Origin of the sequence: uncultured Chitinibacter sp. (assembly GCF_945957625.1) — a bacterium.
Lineage (GTDB): Bacteria > Pseudomonadota > Gammaproteobacteria > Burkholderiales > Chitinibacteraceae > Chitinibacter > Chitinibacter tainanensis.
The window spans coordinates 778,397-799,677 of the sequence record NZ_CAMFLP010000001.1 but is presented as its reverse complement, the minus strand read 5'-3'; the positions used below and the strand labels follow the sequence as shown (position 1 = coordinate 799,677).

The window sequence follows — 21,281 nt, the reverse complement described above, 5'->3', positions numbered from 1 at the left end:
CGCGCCAAAAAGCAGACAAGAACAGCAGTGTACCAGTTTGCCGGCCAGCCCCGCAGCGGGGCCGGCTAGGCTGATGGGCTAGCGCTTAGCCATTAACGGCCGGCGGCCATAATGGCCTCGATGTCGCTGGCGGTTTTCGGGCAATCGGCGGTCAGGTTTTCATAGCCGTCGGCGGTGATCAGCACATCATCTTCGATGCGGATGCCGATATTGTGGAACGCCGCCGGTACATTGTCGGCCGGGCGGATATAAAAGCCAGGCTCTACCGTCAGCACCATGCCCGGCTGCAGCGAGCGCCATTGGCCATCAAGTTTGTAGTTGCCGACATCATGCACATCCAGCCCCATCCAGTGGCCGGTGCGGTGCATGTAAAACTGCCGGTAGCTGCCGGTTTCAAGCACTTCATCGAGGCTGCCGGTGAGAAAGCCCAAATCCAGCATGCCCTGCGCCAGCACGCGGGTTGCCGCATCATGCGGCGCATTCCAGGTGTCGCCCGGGCGGCAATGCGCCAACGCGGCTTCCTGCGCGGCGAGGGTGATGTCATACACCTCCCGTTGCTCGGGGCTAAAGCGCCCGCTAATGGGGAAGGTACGGGTAATGTCGCTGGCATAGCCGTGTAGCTCGCAACCGGCATCGATCAGCAATAATTCGCCGGCATTCAGGCGGACATTGTTTTCGCCATAATGCAGCACGCAAGCATTGGCGCCACCGGCCACAATACTGCCATAAGCCGGGAAACGGCTGCCTTGGCGATAGTAATCATGCAAAATTTCAGCTTCGACTTGGTATTCATACTGGCCCGGCTGGGTGAACTGCATGGCGCGGATATGCGCCTGGGCGTTGATCTGGCCCGCAGCGCGTAAAATACCGATCTCGAATTCGTCTTTGTGCAGGCGCATTTCATCCACCAAGCCTCGCACATCAATCAGGCTGTCTGGCGCGGTTACGCCAGTGCGCACCAGTGCGCGCACTTCATTGAGCCAGCGGTTTACCCGGCGATCCCAGCGCATTTCCTTGCCTAGCGGGTAGTAGATGCGCGGCTGGTTGGATAGGATGTCGAGCATTTTGCGATCGAGCTCTTCGATCGAATACGCGGCATCAAAACCAAAGGTATCGGCCGCCGCAGCGGGGCCGTAGCGATAGCCATCCCAGATTTCGCGCTCAATGTCTTTCGGGCTGCAAAATAAAATCTGCTCGGTGCGCGCTTCACCGATCACCAGCACCAGCACGGCATCAGGCTCGGTAAAGCCGGTGAGATAGTAAAAACTGGAATCAAAACGGAAAGGAAAACAGGTGTCGGCGTTGCGGGCGATTTCCTGAGTAGTCGGGATAATCACCACGCCCGGCGCCAATTGGCTGGCTAAGTTGGTGCGACGTTGCTGGCAGGTGCTAATCAGTTGATCCTGTTGCATGGGGCAATCCGGTTGCTGGTCAGATGATGCCCTGATTATACGGCCGCGCAGCCTGGCGCGGCCGGTAAAAATCAGCCTTTTGCCCTAGCGTTTTACCTGATTGAAGCGCGCTGTGTTTTCGACACCCTCGGCCCATGGCTCAAGCTTATCGCCAATTGCGCTATCGATGCTATTGAGGCGATCTTGCGGCGAGGGGTGGGTGCTAAACATCAGCGCCACCGTGCTGTCGGCCGGATTAACCCGCCCCAGTAGCTGCAAGACGCTGACCATTGCGTAGGGGTTGTAGCCGGCCTTGGCCGCCAGCTGCATACCCAGCTGGTCGGCTTCGAATTCATCGTTTTTATCTAGCCCGCGCACGAAAATCTCAGAGCCGGCTTTGCCGAGCTTTTCACCCACTTTGGAGTAGGATTTATTGCTGTTGTAATCAGCAATCAGCGAGATGAGCTGGCTGCCAGCTAGCTGGGTTTTGCTGCTGGCGATGGCTTTAATTTGGTGTTTGCGGGTTACGTGGATGATTTCATGCGCCAGTACATTGGCGAGTTCTGCTTCGTTTTCCAGCCTATCCCACAGCCCGCGGGTAATCAGAATATAGCCCCCCGCCGCGGCAAAACTATTGATATTCGGGCTATCAATCACGCCAAAGCGCCAGTTCAGATTGGGCATATCCGATTGCAGCGCCACCCAGCGCCCAACCTGATTCACATAGCGCTGTAAGGCGCTATCGCGCACCAGTGGCGCGGCGCCGAGCAGATTGGCCATCACGCTGCGGCCCAGTGCGTCTTCCTGCTCGGGCCCCAGATTGCCAGAACTGGCCTTGGCCGCATCCCCGGCATTACTCAGGATATTGATCGCAGTATTGAGGTTTTCGCCACTCAAGAGTTTATTCAGATCAATGGCCTGTGCACTGCCGATACTCGCCGCCATCAGTAGCGCCAGCATCGGTTTACACAGCGTAGTCAGGTCAGGAGAGAAAACGGGCTTAGGCATGATTTAGCGCCTCCGCATATTCGGGTTTTGCTGCTCTTCCGTGTTGTTGCCATTACTTGGGGTGATGGGGGTTACGCCCATGGCTTTCAGACCATAGTTCAAAGCCTGGATTTTTGCCTCATTGCCCGATACCGAATAACCGTTCATCCGGTCCACTTCGGCCGGGTTGGGCGAGGCATTATTGATTTGTTCGGCGGTTAGGCCTTTCACGCCGGTGGTGACGGTTTTACCCGATGAGCCGGTACGCAACACATTGGATAGGGCAGCGCTGGAACTCGTTTGCCCGCTGCTGGTGCGCACATTCAAAAGCTTGATCCAGCCTTGCTGGCCATTGGGCAGGCGCACTTCCATCCAGGCGCCTTTGCGGCCGCGAATATCCACCTGCGTGTCGGTCGCCACGGGGGCCAGCACCTTGGCATCTAGAAAGGGCTTGTCGCGCAAATCGGTTTTGCGGATCACCGTGCCCGATTCGGCGGCGGCCAGCGCACTAACAAGCAATAAAGAATAAAGGACGGTTTTCATGCTTTCACCTGCGGTTCAAAAAGGGTGACCGCTTGCTCGCGGCCCTTCACACTGTGCGTGCCCTGATTAATAAAATCATACGCCTGACTGCCGCTGGCCGTGCAGGCGATCTGTGTGTCATTGGAAACCAGAATCCGGCTCACACCTTTGGTGAGGCCTTCAATGCGTGAGGCGAGATTCACCGTGTCGCCAATCGCGGTGTAATCCAGCCGGCTATCGGCGCCAATAAAGCCCACCACCGCTGGGCCGGTATGAATGCCGATGCCAATATCAAAGGCCTCGACATTAAATTGCGCGCCCTGCGCGGCCAGTTCCTGCTTGAATATATCCAGTTCGCGCGACATATCTAGCGCGGCGGCAATGGCTCGCTCGGCATGGCGCGGGTCATCCACCGGCGCCCCCCAGAAAGCCATGATGGCATCGCCAATGAATTTATCCAGCGTGCCGCCGTGCTTGAAAATCACCGCTACCTGGCGTGAGAAGTAGCGGTTGAGCAGCTCGACCATAAACTCGGGCGATTGGCTTTCCGATAGCGTGGTAAAGCCACGAATATCCGAAAACAGCACGCTCACTTCGCGCGACTGGGCTTTTTGGCCCACATTGATTTGCCCATTGGCAATCAGCTCGCCCACCACACGGGAATCCAGAAAACGCGAAAACATCGCAATGGCCTGTTCACGGCTGGCTTTTTCCGCCAGATACGCCATCAGGGCTGCCAACCAGAAATAAGTCCAGCTCCACACCAGCGGGCCGGCCACCGGCAGATAGAGCTGCTGACTTAAGGCCCAGCGACTCAGTAGGATGGCAAAGAGCGTGATGGCCAACATACCACCACCCAGTATTAGCGTGTTGGTCTTGTTATGAAAGCCGTACAGCAATATACCCATGATAAGAAGGCCCGCCCCAATCAGCGGCCAGCGTGGGCTATCGCGTAGCCAGTCGCCATGGCGCAGATTGTCGATCGCGGTGGCCAATATTTCGACTCCTGGGTAACTTTGGCTCAGTGGCGTCGGGCGCAAATCCTGCAAGCCCGGTGCCGCGGTGCCGATCAGCACAATCTTGCCGCGAAATTCATTGGCGGGGCGTGGGTTGTTGGCGCTATTGGCGGCTTGGTACAGGCTGCTGTAGCTGATGTGCGGATGCGCTTGTTGCCAATTAAGCCGAAAGCGGGGGGGCAGTGGCTGTTCGGGAGCCAGCCAGTGTTGATCCAGCGCCAGCCGATAGGGGAGCGATGGCAGCTGCCAGCCAGCCACAGCATCGTAAAACAGATAATGTCGGCCAATGCCGTCGTCATCGGCGGCAAAATTAATCAGCCCGCCGCGCCAAGCCTCGGGCGCTAGCACCGTGGGTAGCAGTAATACGGCCGCGGCGTCGCTGGCGGCCTGGGCCGTGCGGCGCAGGCCCACGCTGGCAGGCAGTTTGGCTAACAGCTGGGGGGTACCATCTTCTAGCCGAGTCTGGGCAAAGTATAGATTGGGATACTGGCTGGCGGTATCGCGCAAGAGCGCATCGGATTCGGTGCCAAAGGTGTCCGGCTCATTAAACATAATGTCGAACACAATGGCGGCTGGCTGTTGCGCCGCTAAATAGTCGATCAGCTCGGCGTGTACCGAGCGCGGCCATGGCCATTTGCTGGCCACTTCGTTCATTTCTTCCAGGCTTTTCTGGTCGATGTCGACAATCACCACGTCGCTGCTGGCCGCGCGGGTGGCGCTATGCTGGCGCAGCAGCCAGTCGCCCAGCTGCCAATCCAGCCGGCGCGTGAGTTGCAGCCCGGCCAGATCGGTGACCAACAGGGCGGCAAGCAGAAAAAACAGAGAGAAAAACGACAGGCGGCGCAGCATGGCGGGTTCCAGAGTTCGCTAAGCGCTTTATAACCGTTCTAACCTGTCTGAACAATTAATTTGCGCACTCGCCGCGCCGGCCGTGAGCTAGAGCTTTAATGGGTGTGGTTGGGGCCGCCGAGGCCAGCAAAACATACTTTGAGCATATGCTGGATGATGGCTTCGTTATCGAGCTTGCTGTAGCGCTGCAAAAATTCCACCGCTGGGTCACACGTGCGCGAGTAATAGCTAAACAAAATCACGTCGCTGGGCAGGTCGGGATTCAGGTCGCCGGCTTTTTGCGCCTTGCTCACCAGTTTTTCCAGCTGGTGATTAAGCTTCAGGATGCGCGCTACGTATTTCAAATTGCGGGTGAGCATATCGCGTACATGGGCGCTGGTGCTGGGCAGGAAGGGCATGCCGCCTTCCAGCCGCACCCGCAGTGCCCATTCCAGCATGGCGCTGATCTGCTCGATGGGGCTGAGATTGCGATCCAGCTGATCGAGAAAATCGATGGCGCCATCAATCAGGCGGATCATGGCCTCGCCAATCAGCTCTTCTTTGGATTTGAAGTGCTTATACAGGCTGGGCTTGGAGATGCCGACCGCATTGGCCACATCGTCCATCGTCATCAGGTCATAGCCTTTGTCTTTCAGGATGTCGGTGGTCGCATCCAGGATCGCGTTTTCGCGCAATTTGAAGGCTTGATCTTTAAAACTGAGTTTGCTGAGGATACTCATCTGTGTATTTTGCTACTGAGTAGTAGATTTTATTTCGAACTGGTAGTAATGTTATCACCAGCAAGCGCATTTTTACATCCCGCAAAACGATAAACGGTGTGAATCATGGCCAATCAGCCACAAAAAATTGCAGTGATCGGGGCCGGCATCAGCGGTCTGGCCAGTGCCTACTTCCTGCAACGTGAACATCAGGTCACCCTTTTTGAGGCCGGCCACTATCTGGGCGGCCATACCAACACGGTGGAAGTGACGCTAGAAGGCCACACTTTTCCGGTCGATACCGGTTTTCTGGTCTTCAACGAGCGCACTTATCCCAATCTCTTAGCGCTGTTTGCCGAGCTAAACGTTGAACATTACGCGACCGATATGTCGTTTGGCGTGTCGCTGAACGATGGCGCGCTGGAATGGGCGGGCACCAATCTTGATACCGTGTTTGCCCAGCGTAGCAATCTACTCAAACCAACCTTTTTGGGCATGTTGCGCGACATTCTGCGTTTTAATGCCGCTGCGGTGGATAATCTGCAACGTGCCAGCCAGGAAGGGCTGAATCTAGGCGAACTATTGCAGTTAGATGGCTACGGCGCGGCGTTTCGTGATCAGTATTTGCTGCCGATGGCGGCGGCCATCTGGTCGAGTTCGCCCAACGACATTCTGACTTTCCCCGCGGCGACTTTCCTGCGCTTTTGTCTTAACCATGCGCTACTGCAAGTGAATAACCGCCCGCAATGGTTCACCGTGGCTGGCGGCGGGCGCGAATATGTGCGTAAAATCGCCAACACTTTAAGCGATGTGCGGCTCAATAGCCCGGTGAGCCAAGTGCAGCGCACGCCCGATGGCGTGGCCATCACCAGTGCCGCCGGCACTGAATATTTTGATGCGGTGGTCTTTGCCACGCATGCGCCACAAACGCTGGCCATGCTGGCCGATGCCAGCCCGACCGAGCGCGCGGTGCTTAGCGCCGTGCGCTATCAGCCCAATACCGCGTATTTGCACACCGACGTGCGCCAGCTGCCGCGGCGGCAAAAAGTCTGGTCGGCTTGGAATTACCTCGGTGGCGCGCAAGTGGGCGATGAGCGCCCGGTGTGCGTGAGCTATCTCTTGAATCAACTGCAGCGCCTACCATGCCAGCAGGCGGTGGTGGTGACGCTCAATCCGTTCAGCGCGCTGGCACCCGAGCACACGATAGCGCGCTTTGAGTACGAGCATCCGGTGTTTGACCAAGCGGCAATCAATGCCCAGCAAGCGCTCGCCACCATTCAGGGGCAGGATCGGGCCTGGTTTGCCGGCGCCTGGACCGGCTATGGTTTTCACGAAGACGGCTTGAAATCGGCGCTGCGCGTGGTGGCCGATTTTGGCCTGGCGCCCGACTGGGCGAGGTTAAGCTAATGCAGCCCACGGCCTATTTGCTGCGCGGGCAGGTGATGCATGATCGCCTGCGCCCCAGTCGCAACCGCTTTGTATATCCGGTGTTTTGCCTGCGCCTGAATCTTGATCGGCTTAGCGACGCCGGCAATGCCTGGCTGGGTATCGATCGCTGGCGGCCGGTGTGCCTGCGCACCCGTGACTACGGCCCGCGCGATGGCAGCGATCTGGCGCACTGGGCGCGGCAATTACTGGCTGAGCAGCAGATCAGCGCCGATGGCGAAATCTGGCTGCAAACTTTCCCCCGCGTGCTGGGGTTTGTGTTTAACCCGGTGAGCTTCTGGTATTGCCATGACCGCAGCGGCGCGCTGGTGGCGGTGTTGGCCGAGGTGAACAATACCTTCGGTGATACCCATAGGTATCTCTTGCTAGGGCAAGATGGGCAAGCGATTGGGGCCGATACCCCGCTTTATGCCCGCAAATTAATGCATGTATCGCCGTTTTGTGCGGTGACTGGCCATTACGAATTCAGAGTGCGCGAAACCGCGCAAACCAGCCTGATGGCGATTGATTATCACGATGAACACGGCTTGCTGCTGAAAACCGCGATTGGCGGCCATCGTCAGCCGCTGACCGCGCGCAATCTGGCGCAGGCCTTGCTGGCCCAGCCCTTACTCACGCTGGGCGTGATAGGCCGTATTCATTGGCAAGCCCTCAAATTATGGTGGAAAAAAGTGCCGTTTTACCGGCAGCCGGCCAGCCCTGTGCCGGCGCTAAGCGTGCAAGGCGCCCCCTTGCCGGCCGTGATCGAGCAGGAGACACAAGCATGAGCCAAACCCGAACTCTCGCCTCAACTGCCCAGCGCAGTGCTGCCATGCCGGCGGCCGCGCGGGTGTTTTTATCGCTGCTAGGCCGCTTGCAGCAGGGCCATTTGCAGTTGCAAACCCCGGAAGGCGATTACCTGACTTTCGGGAATCTGCATGAGCCGCCCAGCGCGTTTTTGCAGATTAGCGATTGGCGCGCCTGCCAGCGGATTTTACAGGCTGGAGATATTGGTTTTGCCGAAAGCTATCAGGCAGGCTGGATTGATAGCCCCGACCTGACTTCGCTACTGCGGTTGGCGATCCGCAACGAGGCTGTACTGGAGCAAATGCTGTTTGGCGGCTGGCTGGGCAAGCTGTGGTATCGCCTCAAACACCTGCTGCGCGCCAACACTCGCCGCGGGAGCCAGAAAAACATTCATGCCCATTACGACATCGGCAATGATTTTTACCGCTTGTGGCTGGACCCGAGTTGGACTTATTCCAGCGCGGTGTTTGCCGGCGACCTGCAGCAAAGCCTGCAGGCGGCGCAGGTGGCGAAATATCAGCGCATTATCGATGTGCTGGGCCTAAAAGCCGGCGATCGGGTGCTGGAAATCGGCTGCGGCTGGGGCGGCTTTGCCGAGCAAGCCGGCCGACAAGGCATTGCCGTGCACGGCATCACCATTTCGCCCTCGCAGCTGGCGGTGGCGCAAGCCCGCATTGATGCGGCGCGGCTTAATGATCTGGTGGCCTTGGAAATCTGCGATTACCGCGATCTCACGGGCGAATACGACGCGATTGTGTCGATCGAGATGTTCGAGGCGGTGGGCGAAGCCTATTGGCCCCGTTATTTCAGCACCGTGGCCGAGCGCTTGAAGCCCGGGGGCAAGGCGCTGGTGCAGTCCATCACCATCGACGAAGCCTATTTCGAGCGCTATCGCAGCGGTACCGATTTTATCCAGCAATACGTTTTCCCCGGCGGCATGTTGCCAAGCCCGAGCGGTTTTGTGGCCCAAGCGGCGAAAGCTGGCCTTAGCACCGCAGAGCAATATCGTTTTGGCCCTGATTATGCCGAAACCCTGCGCCGCTGGCGGCAGGGCTTTGAAGCTGCGCTCGAGGCCGTGCGCGGGCAAGGCTTTGACGAGGCGTTTATCCGCATCTGGCGGCTGTACCTGTGCTATTGCGAAGCGGGTTTCGACGAGGGGCGCACCGATGTCGTTCAATTCTGTTTGCAAAAGTAAACTCGCCCGGGGTATTGCCATCATGGCCTTCTGGGGATTTGGCTGGCAGCCGATACCTGCCTTGGCGAATGTCTGGCGTGCTGATTTGCCGCAGGCCAAAGTGGTGGGCAGTGGCGATTTGCGCTGGCTGGGGCTGCGCATTTACACCGCCCGGCTGTGGAGCGAAAGCTCGCGTCTGCCGGCGGCCTGGGCCAGCGGCGTGCCGTTCGCGCTCGAGCTCACATATCACCGCAGCATCAGTCGCGCGCAGTTTGTCAGCACCAGCAGCGATGAAATCGCCCGCTTGCTGGGGCCACGCTATGACGAGGCCACCCGCCAGCGCTGGGAAGGGCTGATGCAGCGGGCATTTACCGATGTCGAGCCCGGCCAGCAGCTGATCGGGGTGTTCCGTCCCGGTGTGGGCTGCACGTTTTACAGTGCCGAGCGCCAGCTAGCCGAGATTCGCGATCAGCAATTTGCCGAGGCTTTTTTTGCTATCTGGCTCGACCCGCGGACCAAAGATCAGGGTTTGCGCGCCAAACTGCTGGGGACGATGCCATGACGGCCGAGCGCGCCGCGCCAGCGCAGACAGCTAGCCCAGCGGGCGGCCAATCCCAGCTGGCTTTAGCCGCGTATGGGGCGCTAGGCCTGCCATTGGCGATGGCGGCTTTGCCGGTGTATGTGCAGATTCCGGCCTATTACAGCACGCAGCTGGGCTTGGCTTTGGCGGGTACGGGCTGGGTGCTGTTTTTGGCGCGGTTGGTCGATACCGTGCAAGACCCGTGGTTGGGGCGGTGGATTGATCGCCTGCAGGGCGCGGGTTTGCAGCGCTGGTTTTGGCTGGGCGCCATTTTGCTGGCGCTGGGTTTTAGTGGTTTATGGTTGCCACCAGTTGAGGGGGGGTATCTGCTGCTATGGCTTGGGGTGATGCTGGTGCTGGCCTATACCGCCCACAGTATGCTCAATATTGCCTACCTGGCCTGGGGGGCGCGGCTGACGGCAAGCGTTAATTCGCCCACACCCGAGGCCCATCCAGCCGCAGCAAGTGCGGTAGTAAATGATGACAAGTCACAGAATGTTGGCACAGCCGCGCAAGCGGCCGGTGGGCTCTTGCTCGGGGCGGCGGGTTGGCGCGAAGGGTTAGGGCTGGCTGGCGTGGTGGTGGCCAGCGTGGTTCCGGCCTATTGGCTGGCGCAGCCGGCGGCGGAGCGAGTCAATGGCCTGTGGTGGTATTGCGGCTTTTTTGTGCTGGCCCTGCTGCTTGGGGTAGGGCTACTGCAGCGCTGGGCACCGGCGTGGCAGCGGGCGGCGGTTACTCAGCCCAGCTGGCGCGAAAGCTGGCAGCAATGGCGCGGTAATCGTGCTTTTGTGCGCCTGTGCTGGCCGTATTGGATTAACGCCGTATCGGTAGCCATACCCGCTACCTTGGCACCGTTTTTCATTCAAGACCGGCTGCAGGCTGGCGCGCAGATTGGCCTTTTTCTGGGCGCGTATTTTCTGGCGGCCGCAATTGGTCTGCCGCTGTGGGTGCGCCTCGCGGCTCGGTTGGGCACGCTGTGCACCTGGCGCTTGGGCATGTTGTTGGCTTTGGTGGCGTTTTGCGGTGCCAGCCTCTTGGGCGCCGGGGATAGCCAAGCGTATTTACTGATCTGCATTTTGGCGGGTTTGGCGCTGGGCGCTGATCTGGCTTTGCCACCCGTATTGCTGGCTGGCTGCATTCGGCCCGGCGAGGCGGCCGCTGGCTACTTTGGGCTGTGGACTTTGCTCGGCAAGCTGGCGCTGGCGGTTTCAGGTTTGGCACTACCGCTGCTAGCGCTACTCGATTATCAGCCCGGCCAGCCGGCGGGGCCGGCGCTGGCTTGGGTTTACGCCGGTTTGCCATGCCTATTCAAGCTGGCAGCCCTGTGCTTATTGCGGCGCTATCCTGCGCCTGAACGTCTGGAGTCTCATCATGCGTAAATCGATTACCGCCACGCTACTCGCAGGTGTATGCGGCCTGCTGACGGCCTGCGCGGCACCCAAGGTGCACGAATATCAGGCGGCCAAGCCCGAGCTGGATCTGGTGCGCTATTTCAGTGGCCAGACCGAGGCCTGGGGCATGTTTCAGCAACGCGGTGGCAAAGTAGTGAAGCGCTTTAAAGTCGACATCACCGGGACGTATCAGCAAGGCGCGCTGGTGCTGGATGAGCGCTTTGTGTACGACGATGGCAGCACACAGCAGCGGGTGTGGACTTTGCGGCAAGGCAGCGATGGCCGTTGGCGCGGCACCGCCGCCGATGTGGAAGGCGAAGCGCTGGGCGAGGTGGCCGGCAATGCCCTCAATTGGCGCTATACGCTGCGCCTGCCGGTCGATGGCAAAACCTATCACATGCAGTTTGATGACTGGATGTTTCTGATTGACGAGAAAACCATGATCAACCGGGCCAGCATGTCCAAGTTTGGCATCGAGCTTGGGGAGGTCACGCTGTTCTTTCGCAAGAAGGAGTAAACCATGTGGCGACCATTAAACCGACCGCTGCCCAGCCTGGCTGGGCAAGTCATCTGGCTGATCGGGGCGTCAAGCGGTATTGGCGCGGCGCTGGCCGAGCAAGCGCTAGCCGCTGGGGCGCGGGTGGCACTGAGCGCCCGGCGCGAAAGCGCGCTGCAGCAAGTGGCCGCCCAGCACCCGGCCGCGCTGGTGTTGCCGCTGGATGTGACAGATGCGGCAGCTTGGGCGCCAGCCTATGCGCAATTGTTGGCGCAGTTTGGCTCGCCCGATTTGGTGCTGTTTTGCGCCGCAGATTATCGCCCCGAGAGGGTGTGGGAAGTGGATGCGGCGCGCGCCGAGGCCACCTTGCAGCTGAATCTGGCTAGCGTCTATCACGCGCTACAGACGGTATTGCCCGATATGCTGGCGCGCCGGCAGGGCGGTATCGGGCTGATTGCCAGCGTGGCGGGCCTGATCGGGCTACCGAACGCCAGCGTGTATGGCCCCAGCAAAGCCGCCTTGATCAATCTGGCGGAAATCCTGTACTGTGATTTGGCGCCGCACGGGCTGAATGTGTATTTAATCAACCCCGGCTTTGTGCAAACCGGGCTGACCGCCAAAAATCAGTTTGTGATGCCCGCGCTGCAAACCCCGGCGCAAGCGGCCAGCGCCATCTGGCGCGGGGTGGCGCGTGGGGCGTTTGAAATTCATTTTCCGCAGCGCTTTACCTGGTGGCTAAAACTCGCGCGTATCTTACCGTATCGGCTGCGGTTTTATATTTTGCAACGCTTTGTGGGCAATACCCTGCCGGGTATGCCTTATCAGCCCCCGCGCAAGGCACCCAGTCAATCCGTTTTGCGCCACGATGAAGGAGCACGCTAAGCGATGCTAATCCAGACCGAGCTAGCCCCAGCCAGCAGTACCGAGCAAACCCGCGCCCAGCTGGCCGCGGTGCTGGCGTGGTATGCCAGCCTGAGCCCTGCAACGCTCGCGCGCGTGGCCGAGTTTTATCAGCCGCAGGCGCGGTTTAAAGATCCATTTAACGAAGTGGTGGGGCATGCGGGTATTGAGGCGATTTTCCAGCATATGTTTGCCACCACCGAAGGGCCGCGCTTTATCATCGGCGAGCAATTGGTGGACGGCCGCCAGGCCTTTGTGACTTGGGTATTTGAATTTAGCCTGAAAGGGCAGCTGTATGCGGTCACCGGCAGCTCGCATCTGGTTTTTGGCGCTGATGGCTTATTGCGCCTGCATCGCGATTACTGGGATGCGGCCGAAGAGCTACTGCAAAAATTGCCCGTAGTGGGCGCCCCCATCCGCTGGCTACGCCGCCAGTTCAAATTACCCGCACATCCGTCGTATTAGGCCCCGGCGGGTATGCCTCCCCGGCTTGCAGTTGGGTCGAGAAGCTAGCCATCTTGTTGTTTGGGTAGACTGGCTCAGATTGGCGCGCTCTGTGACTGCTAATTGCAAAGCTGGAGTGGCTGAAATCGACCCAGAGCAGACCTAACATATTCAGCAAAACTTATTAGACTATCTGCGCCTACCTACTAAAAGACCGACTAACCCAGCAGTCAGAATAAGCACTGGCGACATCCAAGAAATAAAAATATAAATTTTTCCTGCTTCAGAAGCGATTGCATCGCCGACATACGGGTCAAGCAATTCTGCTAAATGCGCCCACAAGAAAAAACCAATAATTGGGGCAACAAGAAATATCCACTTGGACCTATATTTAGCAACAAAGAAAACAGATGCCGCACTGACGGTCGAAAAAATTATTATCGTCTGAAGTGAAAATTCTTTATCCATTACTTCTGCATGGGCAAGCATAGAGCTAAAGCAGAGAAGCATAAAAGCAATTAAACGCACAAAGTCCTTTTTATACATTTACACGATTGTCCGCTATTGGCCGACAGCTGCCAGTGGCCTACATCAGTCTCGAAATACGCCCGAAGTTGCAACCACAGGCAGCTCACGACCCATAGTAGACATCGGTTAACCGATAATATGAATGGCGGGTTTCAATAGTAAAACTGTCGCTCAGTAGTGCGTTTGGGCGAAACTCCTCGGCCATAGCATGCTTTATCTATTTACTTTCAACGACAAGATTAATTAATTTTGAATCAGCTTTCTCTGAAGGAAACTCTCCGCATGAGCTCAAGAAAGAAAAAACCAACCAGTCCAGTTATAGTGATAGCCAACAACAGCAGCCAACAATTTTCCATTATGTGACAGCAAGTCAGTTTTCCACTTCATAATTCTTTTCTCAGGAATACACGTCGATTTTATTGCAAGTTGATAATCTGCAATTGATGAAGCTGGGTGGTATGATTTTCGTTTGTCATTCATTAGCACTTCCCCAATTAATACTGATTCAATGGCGCCACCACTTCCTCGGCGATATATAGAAAATGCACCAAACATCCAATTCACCTCATCCGGAGCCTCAACTTCATTAAGACTTGGATAATGATTCAAAATGCTTACTGCAGAATCAGACGCATACCCTTCCACTAACCTAATCTTTTTTGTAGGGGACAAATTATTTGCATATATATTCAACCCTGCATTCGCCCTGCACATTTCATCAAATTTGTATTTCCCGTAATACATATCAAAAATTTTGTAACCCACCGGCGACAGCAAAAAAGCAAGTAAAGTGAAGCGAAGAGTCTTGGTCTTAATAGATGAAGATGTCGCCACCCCTAGTAAAACGATGAAATAACCAGTGCAATAGCCAGTAACGTTAGCCCTATCATTATTAATTTCTCATTTTGAGCTTGTCGCGATGTGCAGTTGTAGATTTCGTACCATCGATATAGATAGAGGCCTGACCGTCTACTAAAGCCGAGCTAGTGTGGCATTTTAATTGCGAATTGAGCGTCTGCAATGGTGAGCCTTACCGACGCTCAATTGAACCTTAATCGCAATGCCTGAGTGACCGATTATGGCCGAAACCAGCCCTTCATCTAGTTTAATCTAGTTGCTGCGCGTGAGCATTAATCCGCATTGTTTGGTGGCTAATTCGCTCAGCTTGTACCTGCGAGTGATTTCATGCTGGGGTTGGCGCTCGTCACCGTCGTACAATCCCGATTATTCAAAGCGGCAAAAAGAAAACCCCGCCATTACAGCGGGGTTTTCATATGGTTTGCCTGTACTCATGTCCAGTGAATTTAGGCGCCGCCTCGCGTGAGGCGAGGCGGTTAACACAGAGTGTTAGAACGCAGATACTACCGCGCCTTTATACTTTTCTTCGATGAACTTCTTCACTTCTGGTGATTTCAAAGCGGCGGCCAGTTTTTTCACGGCAGCGGCGTCTTTGTTATCGGTGCGAGTTACCAGGATATTCACGTATGGAGATTCTTTACCTTCGATCACCAGTGCGTCTTTGCTTGGGTTCAGCTTGGCTTCCAGTGCATAGTTGGTATTGATCAGCGCCAGATCAACTTGATTCAAAATGCGTGGCAGTGTGGCGGCTTCCAGCTCTTTGAATTTCAATTTTTTCGGGTTGCCAACGATGTCTTTGCTGGTGGCTAGAATGTTTTTGTTGTCTTTCAGTTTGATCACGCCGGCTTTATCCAGCAGCAAGAGGGCGCGGCCGCCGTTGGTGGCGTCGTTTGGAATCGCCACGGTGGCGCCTTCTTTCAGATCGGCCAGTTTTTTCACTTTGCTTGAATACGCGCCAAATGGCTCGACATGCACGCCGGCTACGCTCACGAGGCTAGTGCCTTTGCCTTTGTTAAATTCGGTCAGGTAAGGCTGATGCTGGAAGAAATTGGCATCCAGTTTTTTCTCTGCCACTTGTACGTTTGGTTGTACGTAGTCGGTGAAGACCTTGATATCCAGATCCACGCCTTGTTTAGCCAAGGTAGGCTTTACGAATTCCAGCAACTCGGCGTGTGGCACGGCCGTGGCGCCGATGCTCAGTTTTTCACCTGCCAAGGCTGTGGTGCCAGCAAAGGCGGCGGCAACGGTAATCAGGGTGAGCAGCTTTTTCATGTCGATTCCTTTTGGGAGGGGTATAGGGTTCAACTCTTTTGGAGTGATAGCTTTGCAGCAGATACCCAGATGGGTACATGGCGTTTAGCTTATCAGTCCGCCGGTGTGGCCGAAAATACTGTTTGGTTATAAATATATGCTTTTGTACTCAGCGCCCGCGCCTTAGCGGCGGCTGAAATGCTGGACCAGTTTATCGCCCACCATTTGCAAAATCTGCACCAGAATCAGCAGCAGCACCACGGTCACGACCATGACATCGGTCTGGAAACGCTGATAGCCAAAGCGAATCGCCAGATCGCCCAAGCCGCCGCCGCCAATCACGCCCGACATTGCGGCATACGACACCAAGGTAATCGCGGTAACGGTGATCGCGGCTAGAATGCCGGGCATGGCTTCGGGCAGCAGCGCTTTGATGACGATCTGCCCAGTGGTGGCGCCCATGGCCTGGGTGGCCTCGATAATGCCGCGATCCACTTCGCGCAACGCGGTTTCTACCAGGCGGGCAAAAAAGGGCGTAGCGCCCACCACCAGCGGTGGAATCGCCCCGGCTACCCCGAGCGACGTGCCAGTAATCAGTACCGTGAATGGGATCATGATGATCAGCAAAATCACAAAAGGCACCGAGCGCAGTACATTCACCAGAAACGACAGCAGGTTGTAAACCAGCGGCTGCTCCAGCAGCTGCCGTTTACCGGTAAGAAACAGCAAAATGCCCAGTGGCAGGCCCAGCACCAGGGTAAACAGCAGCGAGCCGCCCAGCATGCTGAGCGTATCGAGCGTGGCGGTGCCGATGTCGGCCCAGTCGATATTGGCAAAGAGTTCGTTGATCATGCGCGTAATTCCTCGATTTCAATCCCTTCGTGGGCCAGCTGTTGCAGCATCAGGGCCACTTTGGGGCCTTGCAGGGCCAGGGTGAGCTGCCCGCAGGGGGTGTGCTTGATCCGCTCGATACGGCCGGCCAGAATCGAGAAATCCACCTCGTATTCACGCGCTAGGCTGCTCAGGTGCGACTGGTAGGTGGCTTCGCCCAGATAGGTGAGGCGCACGATTTTGCCGGGCACGTGGGCGAAATCATCGGCTTCGTGGTTTTCGTCGATGTGCTCGCTCTCGTAGACAAAGCGGCGGGTTGTGGGGTGCTGCGGGTGTAAAAACACGCGGCTAACCGGGCCCATTTCGACGATCTCGCCGCCATCAATCACCGCCACCCGATCGCAAATAGTACGGATCACGTTCATTTCGTGGGTGATCAACACAATAGTGAGCTGCAGCTTTTGGTTGATTTCCAGCAAAAGCTGCAGCACCGAAGCCGTGGTTTGCGGGTCGAGTGCGCTGGTGGCTTCATCACACAGCAGCAGCTTGGGGTTGTTGGCCAGCGCACGGGCAATGCCCACACGTTGCTTTTGCCCGCCAGAGAGTTGCGATGGGTACTTGTTGGCGTGCTCGGTAAGCCCCACCAGGGCCAAGAGCTCATTTACCCGGGGAGCGATGCTGGTAGGTTCGGCGCCGGCCACTTCCAGCGGGAAGGCGATATTCTGCGCCACCGTTTTGCTCATCAGCAGATTAAAATGCTGGAAAATCATGCCGATTTTCTGCCGGGCTTTGCGCAGCCCATCGCTGGAAAGCTCGGTCATGTCCACTTCATCAATCAACACGCGGCCACCGCTAGGGCGCTCCAGCTGATTGATCAGGCGGATCAGGGTGGATTTACCCGCGCCGGAATGACCAATAATGCCAAAGATTTCGCCCGCGGCGATGGTGAGATCGATGCGCTTTAAGGCCGGAATCTCACGACCATTAACGCGGTACGCTTTACTCAGATTTTCTAAAACAATCACAAGGTTGCCTTTTTAGCTGCCAGTGTCTCGATTATTCAGCAGGCATAGTGCTGCTTACAAGGGTATTAGTTTGCCGCCGCCAGCTGCGCGCGCAGCACGGCCACTACGGCGGCGATATCGGCATCACTGATTTGCCAGTGGGTAGCCAGCCGCATTAGCCCATGCTCGGGCGGATTGGCCTTAATGCCTTGCGCTGCCAGGGCTTGCATCAGCGCGGCGACATCCAGTGGGCGGGTGATCCGAAACCACACCAGATTGATGTCTACCTGCGCAGGATCAATCTCGATGCCGTCAATGCCTTGCAGTGCCACGGCCAGCGCTTGGGCACGGCGGTGGTCTTCCTCCAGCCGGGCGCTCATCTCATTTAAGGCAATCAGCCCCGGCGCCGCCAGCACGCCGGCTTGGCGCCAGCCGCCGCCCAGCAATTTGCGCAGGCGCCGCGCGCGGGCGATGAATTCGCTTGGGCCGGCCAAGATCGAGCCGATAGGGGCCGCGAGCCCTTTGCTGAGGCAACACATCACCGTGTCGCAATACTGGGTTAGCGCGGTTACCGGCACGCCCAGATGGGTGGCGGCATTAAAAATGCGCGCGCCATCAATGTGCAACGGAATGCCCTCAGCCTGCGCAAGCGCCCAGATCTCTTGCATCTGTGCCAGCGGGATTACCCGGCCATTGGAATGCGCATTTTCGAGGCAAATCAGCCCGGTTTTGGGCTCATGAATATCTTGCCCATGGCGGATGCGCCGCGCGATGTCGTCGGCGCTAGGGGCGCCATCGCTGCTTGCAATCGCCCGCAGCTGCACACCGGCGATATAGGCGCTGGCGCCGGCTTCGTGCCAGACAATATGGCTGCCTTCGTCGGCGATCAGCTCGTCGCCCCGTTGGCAATGCGTGGCGATGGCCAGCTGATTGCCAAATGTGCCGGTAGGTACGAACAGCGCCGCGGCCTTGCCCAGCTTGGTGGCGGCGGCTTGTTCCAGGGTTTGTACCGTGGCATCGTCGCCATACACATCGTCGCCCACCGCCGCCTGGCTCATGGCCAGCCGCATGGCCGGCGTCGGTTCGGTGACGGTATCGCTGCGAAAATCAGGCATGGTGGCTCGATAATGAGAATTGAAGACGAATTGTCGGTATTTCTGTTGGCAGTGACTATAGCTGATAGCCCGTAGAATGCCCGATTGACAGCGCTTTATGCGAAAATGCTGATATGGAAAAAATGCACAACAACCAATCTTTATTAGCCCGCAGCCTCGCCGCCGTGTGGCATCCGTGTACCCAGATGAAACGGCATGAAAGCTTGCCGCTGGTGCCGATCGCCCGCGCCGATGGCTTGTGGCTGACCGATTACGATGGCCATCGCCTGCTGGATGGCGTGTCGAGCTGGTGGGTGAATCTGTTTGGCCATAACGAGCCGCGCATTAAAGCTGCGATTAGCGCACAAATGGAGCAGCTCGAGCATGTCATGCTGGCCGGCTTTACCCACGCGCCTGTGGTGGAATTATCCGAGCAGCTGGGCGCGCTTACCGGTTTGGGGCATGCGTTTTATGGCTCGGATGGCGCCTCGGCCACCGAAATCGCGCTGAAAATGGCCGCGCATTACTGGCGCAATTTAGGCCAGCCGCAAAAAAGCCGCTTTGTGTATCTGGCGGACAGCTATCACGGCGAAACGCTGGGGGCTTTGTCGGTAACCGATGTGCCGATTTTCCGCACCGCCTATGCCCCTTTGGTGCGGGAGAATTTCTGCGTGCAAAGCCCGGATCCGCGGCTGGCCGCGCCTGGCGAAAGCGCTGCGGATTACACCCAGCGTGCATTGGCCGATCTGGCCCGGGTGCTGGCGGAGCATCGCCATGAGATCGCCGCACTGATTATCGAGCCGCTGGTGCAAGGGGCGGTGGGTATGGCCATGTATGCCCCGGATTATCTGGCTCAGGCGCGTATACTCTGCGATCAGTATCAAGTCTTGCTGATTGCCGACGAAATTGCGGTGGGCTTTGGCCGCACCGGCAGCATGTTTGCCTGCGAGCAGGCCGGTATTCAGCCGGATTTGCTGTGTTTATCCAAAGGCATTACCGGTGGCTATCTGCCGCTGGCGGTGGTGCTGTGCCAGGATGCGATTTATCAGGCTTTTTATAGCGATGAGGCCGCGCGCGGCTTTTTGCATTCGCATTCCTACACCGGCAATGCGCTGGCCTGCGCCGCGGCGCTGGCTACGCTGGAGATCTTCCGCACCGATCAGGTGATTGCGCGCAACCGGGTGCTAAGCCAAGAGCTGAATCAAATCTTTGCGCCACTGGCGGCGCATCCGCGCGTGCGGCATTGGCGTCAGCGCGGCATGATTTGGGCCTTTGATGTGCTGGATGCGCCAGCCGGCTTTGCCAGCCGCTTCTTCCAGTGTGCGCTGGCCCACGGCGTGTTGCTGCGACCGGTTGGAAATACCGTTTATTTTATGCCACCCTACATTATCCAACCGGAAGACGCGCGCCTATTGCTGGGCGCCACTTTGCGGGCCCTGGATGAGAGTTTGGCCAGCTAGAGGATGCGATCTTGAAATTTGCGGTGCCTGCCATTGATCCGAGCCTGGCTGCCACAGTGCAGACCGACCCGAAGCAAGTGAAGGAGTGGCTAATCGCTTTGCCCACCGGCAATGTGATCGAAGCCGGCCGCATGCTGCTGGATGCGCTCACCGTGCTCAATCAGGTGAAGCTGGAGCCCGAAGCGCGCATTCAGCTCTTAAATCAATATCAAAATTCGCTGGAAATGCTCACCGGGGGTTTTGAGCTGGCCTATGCCTCGCCCGCGCTGCCAATGCACGAAAGCGCCCGCACCGCGGCGCAGCTGGCGCGCAATGTCTGGCTGGCGATGGCCACCGGCTGGAAAATCGCCATGCAGGATAAGCTCGATGAGAAAATCCTGGGCCTGTTTACCAGCCACAATAAAATCCCGCCCACGCTGATTCAGGCCACCTTGTATAGTTTTTGGCGAGTGGCGCAGGTGTCGGCCCGGCTGTATCAGCCTTTGCCACCGGGCTTGTGGCAGGAAGCGCATCAGCTGTTTCGCTATGGGGTCGAGCATAAAATCCTCGACGAGCCCAAAAACGACAACCCCAAAGACAAAACCAGCCGCCCGCTGGCGACGCTTTATAAGCAGCTGGTGCTGCTGGCGCTGGCCGATCCGCACCGCTTTGCCGGGCCTGAGTTTGATAAGGTCATCGAGATTATCGAAAGTTATGCGCCGTATGCGCACTTTCAGCCGCTGGGTAAGCTCAGCTCCAGCGCAGGCTATTTTTTAATCGAGCTCAATAGCGATAAAGCACCGTATTACGTCGGCAATCGCTCGCTGGAGCCGTATCTGGGTCAGGCGGTGTTGTTTGATACCATCGAGCTCGCCAAGCGCTTGCATAAGGCCGAGCATTCGGTGGAAGCCAAAGCACCGATGGCCAAAGATCGCAGCAAGGTGCTGATGTGGCTGGAGATCTTGCGCCGGGTGATCCGGCAATGGAGCATCGTGCCGCACCGCTTGTATCAGCGTATCCCCACTGCGGCCAAGGTGCGGGTGGCGTTTGGCTTGCAGCGGGCGGTGATTCGCCTCAATGGCGGGCAGCAGCTCACGCCACCGGGGCGCAGCGCAGCGCTCGGGCATGAGGATTTATTACTCACCGAGTGGCAGGTGGTGAATGAAAGCCCGGGCGGCTATGGCATTCTGGCCAATGATTTGCCGCGCGAGCATGTGTTGCCCGGCGATCTGGTGGCGCTGTCGGTCAGCGATGAGCGCAACTGGATGATTGCCTCGGTGCGCTGGCTGCAGCAACACCCCACCGGCGCGATGGAAATGGGGCTGCAAGTGATGAGCGCCAAGGCCCAGCCGCTGCTGATGCGGCAGAGCACCGCCGCTGCGCAAGCGTTTTTCCCCGCCTTGCTGCTGCCGGCGATTCCGGCCTTAAAACAAGGCCCACGCATCGCCACGCCGAAAGGGGAATATATCCCGCTGCGCGATTACACCGTGGCCTTACCCGCCGGTGAGCAGCATGTGCGCTCGGCCAAACTGGTGGAGCAGCAAAACGGCTACGATCTGTTCGAATTTACTGGTGAGCTGGGGCAGAGCGCGTAGC

21 protein-coding genes are annotated in these 21,281 nt (G+C 57.5%); 10 read left to right on the top strand and 11 right to left on the bottom strand.

Annotation, left to right across the window (positions count from 1 at the left end; translation table 11 throughout):
- Positions 1–92 precede the first annotated feature (92 nt).
- From pepP to QV747_RS03680, 5 genes are all read right to left on the bottom strand, one after another.
- Positions 93–1,412, bottom strand: a complete 1,320-nt coding sequence (gene pepP / locus QV747_RS03700; RefSeq protein ID WP_273429185.1) for a Xaa-Pro aminopeptidase — start codon at positions 1,410–1,412, stop codon at positions 93–95.
- An 84-nt stretch (positions 1,413–1,496) separates the two neighbouring features.
- Positions 1,497–2,399, bottom strand: coding sequence for a M48 family metalloprotease (locus QV747_RS03695; RefSeq protein ID WP_273429182.1), 903 nt, complete (start codon positions 2,397–2,399; stop codon positions 1,497–1,499).
- 3 nt (positions 2,400–2,402) lie between these two features.
- Positions 2,403–2,921 carry a hypothetical protein gene (locus QV747_RS03690; protein WP_028449503.1) on the bottom strand — a complete coding sequence of 173 codons (519 nt, stop codon included), beginning with the start codon at positions 2,919–2,921 and terminating at the stop codon, positions 2,403–2,405.
- Complete coding sequence (locus tag QV747_RS03685) at positions 2,918–4,765, bottom strand: CHASE2 domain-containing protein (RefSeq protein WP_273429179.1); 1,848 nt, start codon at positions 4,763–4,765, stop codon at positions 2,918–2,920. The genes QV747_RS03690 and QV747_RS03685 overlap by 4 nt, the downstream gene beginning before the upstream one ends.
- 95 nt (positions 4,766–4,860) lie before the next feature.
- On the bottom strand, positions 4,861–5,484 hold the full coding sequence (locus QV747_RS03680) for a TetR/AcrR family transcriptional regulator (RefSeq protein ID WP_273429177.1): 624 nt from the start codon (positions 5,482–5,484) through the stop codon (positions 4,861–4,863).
- A gap of 105 nt (positions 5,485–5,589) precedes the next feature.
- Between QV747_RS03680 and QV747_RS03675 the strand changes: the two genes are divergently transcribed.
- From QV747_RS03675 to QV747_RS03640, 8 genes are read left to right on the top strand one after another with little or no spacing between them, the layout of a single operon-like run.
- On the top strand, positions 5,590–6,870 hold the full coding sequence (locus QV747_RS03675) for an NAD(P)/FAD-dependent oxidoreductase (RefSeq protein WP_273429175.1): 1,281 nt from the start codon (positions 5,590–5,592) through the stop codon (positions 6,868–6,870).
- Positions 6,870–7,676, top strand: a complete 807-nt coding sequence (locus QV747_RS03670) for a DUF1365 domain-containing protein (protein ID WP_273429174.1) — start codon at positions 6,870–6,872, stop codon at positions 7,674–7,676. Before QV747_RS03675 ends, QV747_RS03670 begins: the two co-directional genes overlap by 1 nt.
- Positions 7,673–8,890 carry a cyclopropane-fatty-acyl-phospholipid synthase family protein gene (locus tag QV747_RS03665; protein ID WP_273429172.1) on the top strand — a complete coding sequence of 406 codons (1,218 nt, stop codon included), beginning with the start codon at positions 7,673–7,675 and terminating at the stop codon, positions 8,888–8,890. The genes QV747_RS03670 and QV747_RS03665 overlap by 4 nt, the downstream gene beginning before the upstream one ends.
- On the top strand, positions 8,862–9,431 hold the full coding sequence (locus tag QV747_RS03660; RefSeq protein WP_273429170.1) for a chalcone isomerase family protein: 570 nt from the start codon (positions 8,862–8,864) through the stop codon (positions 9,429–9,431). Before QV747_RS03665 ends, QV747_RS03660 begins: the two co-directional genes overlap by 29 nt.
- Positions 9,428–10,828, top strand: a complete 1,401-nt coding sequence (locus tag QV747_RS03655) for an MFS transporter (protein ID WP_273429169.1) — start codon at positions 9,428–9,430, stop codon at positions 10,826–10,828. The genes QV747_RS03660 and QV747_RS03655 overlap by 4 nt, the downstream gene beginning before the upstream one ends.
- The gene (locus tag QV747_RS03650; RefSeq protein ID WP_028449496.1) at positions 10,821–11,357 is read left to right on the top strand and encodes a DUF3833 domain-containing protein; all 537 of its coding nucleotides are present in this window, start codon (positions 10,821–10,823) and stop codon (positions 11,355–11,357) included. The genes QV747_RS03655 and QV747_RS03650 overlap by 8 nt, the downstream gene beginning before the upstream one ends.
- Positions 11,358–11,360: 3 nt before the next feature.
- On the top strand, positions 11,361–12,218 hold the full coding sequence (locus QV747_RS03645) for an SDR family NAD(P)-dependent oxidoreductase (RefSeq protein ID WP_273429166.1): 858 nt from the start codon (positions 11,361–11,363) through the stop codon (positions 12,216–12,218).
- Positions 12,219–12,221: 3 nt separating this feature from the next.
- Entirely contained in the window at positions 12,222–12,701 is a 480-nt protein-coding gene (locus QV747_RS03640) for a nuclear transport factor 2 family protein (protein WP_273429164.1), read from the top strand.
- 168 nt (positions 12,702–12,869) lie between these two features.
- Here the strand turns inward: QV747_RS03640 and QV747_RS03635 are convergent, their stop codons facing one another.
- The 6 genes from QV747_RS03635 to ltaE form a co-directional block, all read right to left on the bottom strand.
- Positions 12,870–13,226, bottom strand: coding sequence for a hypothetical protein (locus QV747_RS03635; protein ID WP_273429163.1), 357 nt, complete (start codon positions 13,224–13,226; stop codon positions 12,870–12,872).
- A gap of 270 nt (positions 13,227–13,496) precedes the next feature.
- Entirely contained in the window at positions 13,497–13,973 is a 477-nt protein-coding gene (locus tag QV747_RS03630) for a hypothetical protein (RefSeq protein ID WP_273429161.1), read from the bottom strand.
- A 582-nt stretch (positions 13,974–14,555) separates the two neighbouring features.
- Complete coding sequence (locus QV747_RS03625; protein ID WP_273429160.1) at positions 14,556–15,338, bottom strand: MetQ/NlpA family ABC transporter substrate-binding protein; 783 nt, start codon at positions 15,336–15,338, stop codon at positions 14,556–14,558.
- A 162-nt stretch (positions 15,339–15,500) separates the two neighbouring features.
- Positions 15,501–16,169 carry a methionine ABC transporter permease gene (locus tag QV747_RS03620; protein ID WP_273429158.1) on the bottom strand — a complete coding sequence of 223 codons (669 nt, stop codon included), beginning with the start codon at positions 16,167–16,169 and terminating at the stop codon, positions 15,501–15,503.
- Positions 16,166–17,173, bottom strand: coding sequence for a methionine ABC transporter ATP-binding protein (locus tag QV747_RS03615; protein WP_273429156.1), 1,008 nt, complete (start codon positions 17,171–17,173; stop codon positions 16,166–16,168). Before QV747_RS03615 ends, QV747_RS03620 begins: the two co-directional genes overlap by 4 nt.
- A gap of 65 nt (positions 17,174–17,238) precedes the next feature.
- Entirely contained in the window at positions 17,239–18,267 is a 1,029-nt protein-coding gene (ltaE, locus tag QV747_RS03610) for a low-specificity L-threonine aldolase (RefSeq protein ID WP_273429155.1), read from the bottom strand.
- Positions 18,268–18,380: 113 nt separating this feature from the next.
- Here ltaE and QV747_RS03605 point away from each other — a divergent pair, with 113 nt between their 5' ends.
- Positions 18,381–19,706 carry an adenosylmethionine--8-amino-7-oxononanoate transaminase gene (locus QV747_RS03605; RefSeq protein ID WP_273429153.1) on the top strand — a complete coding sequence of 442 codons (1,326 nt, stop codon included), beginning with the start codon at positions 18,381–18,383 and terminating at the stop codon, positions 19,704–19,706.
- 11 nt (positions 19,707–19,717) lie between these two features.
- Complete coding sequence (locus QV747_RS03600) at positions 19,718–21,280, top strand: hypothetical protein (protein ID WP_273429151.1); 1,563 nt, start codon at positions 19,718–19,720, stop codon at positions 21,278–21,280.
- Position 21,281: the final 1 nt, after the last annotated feature.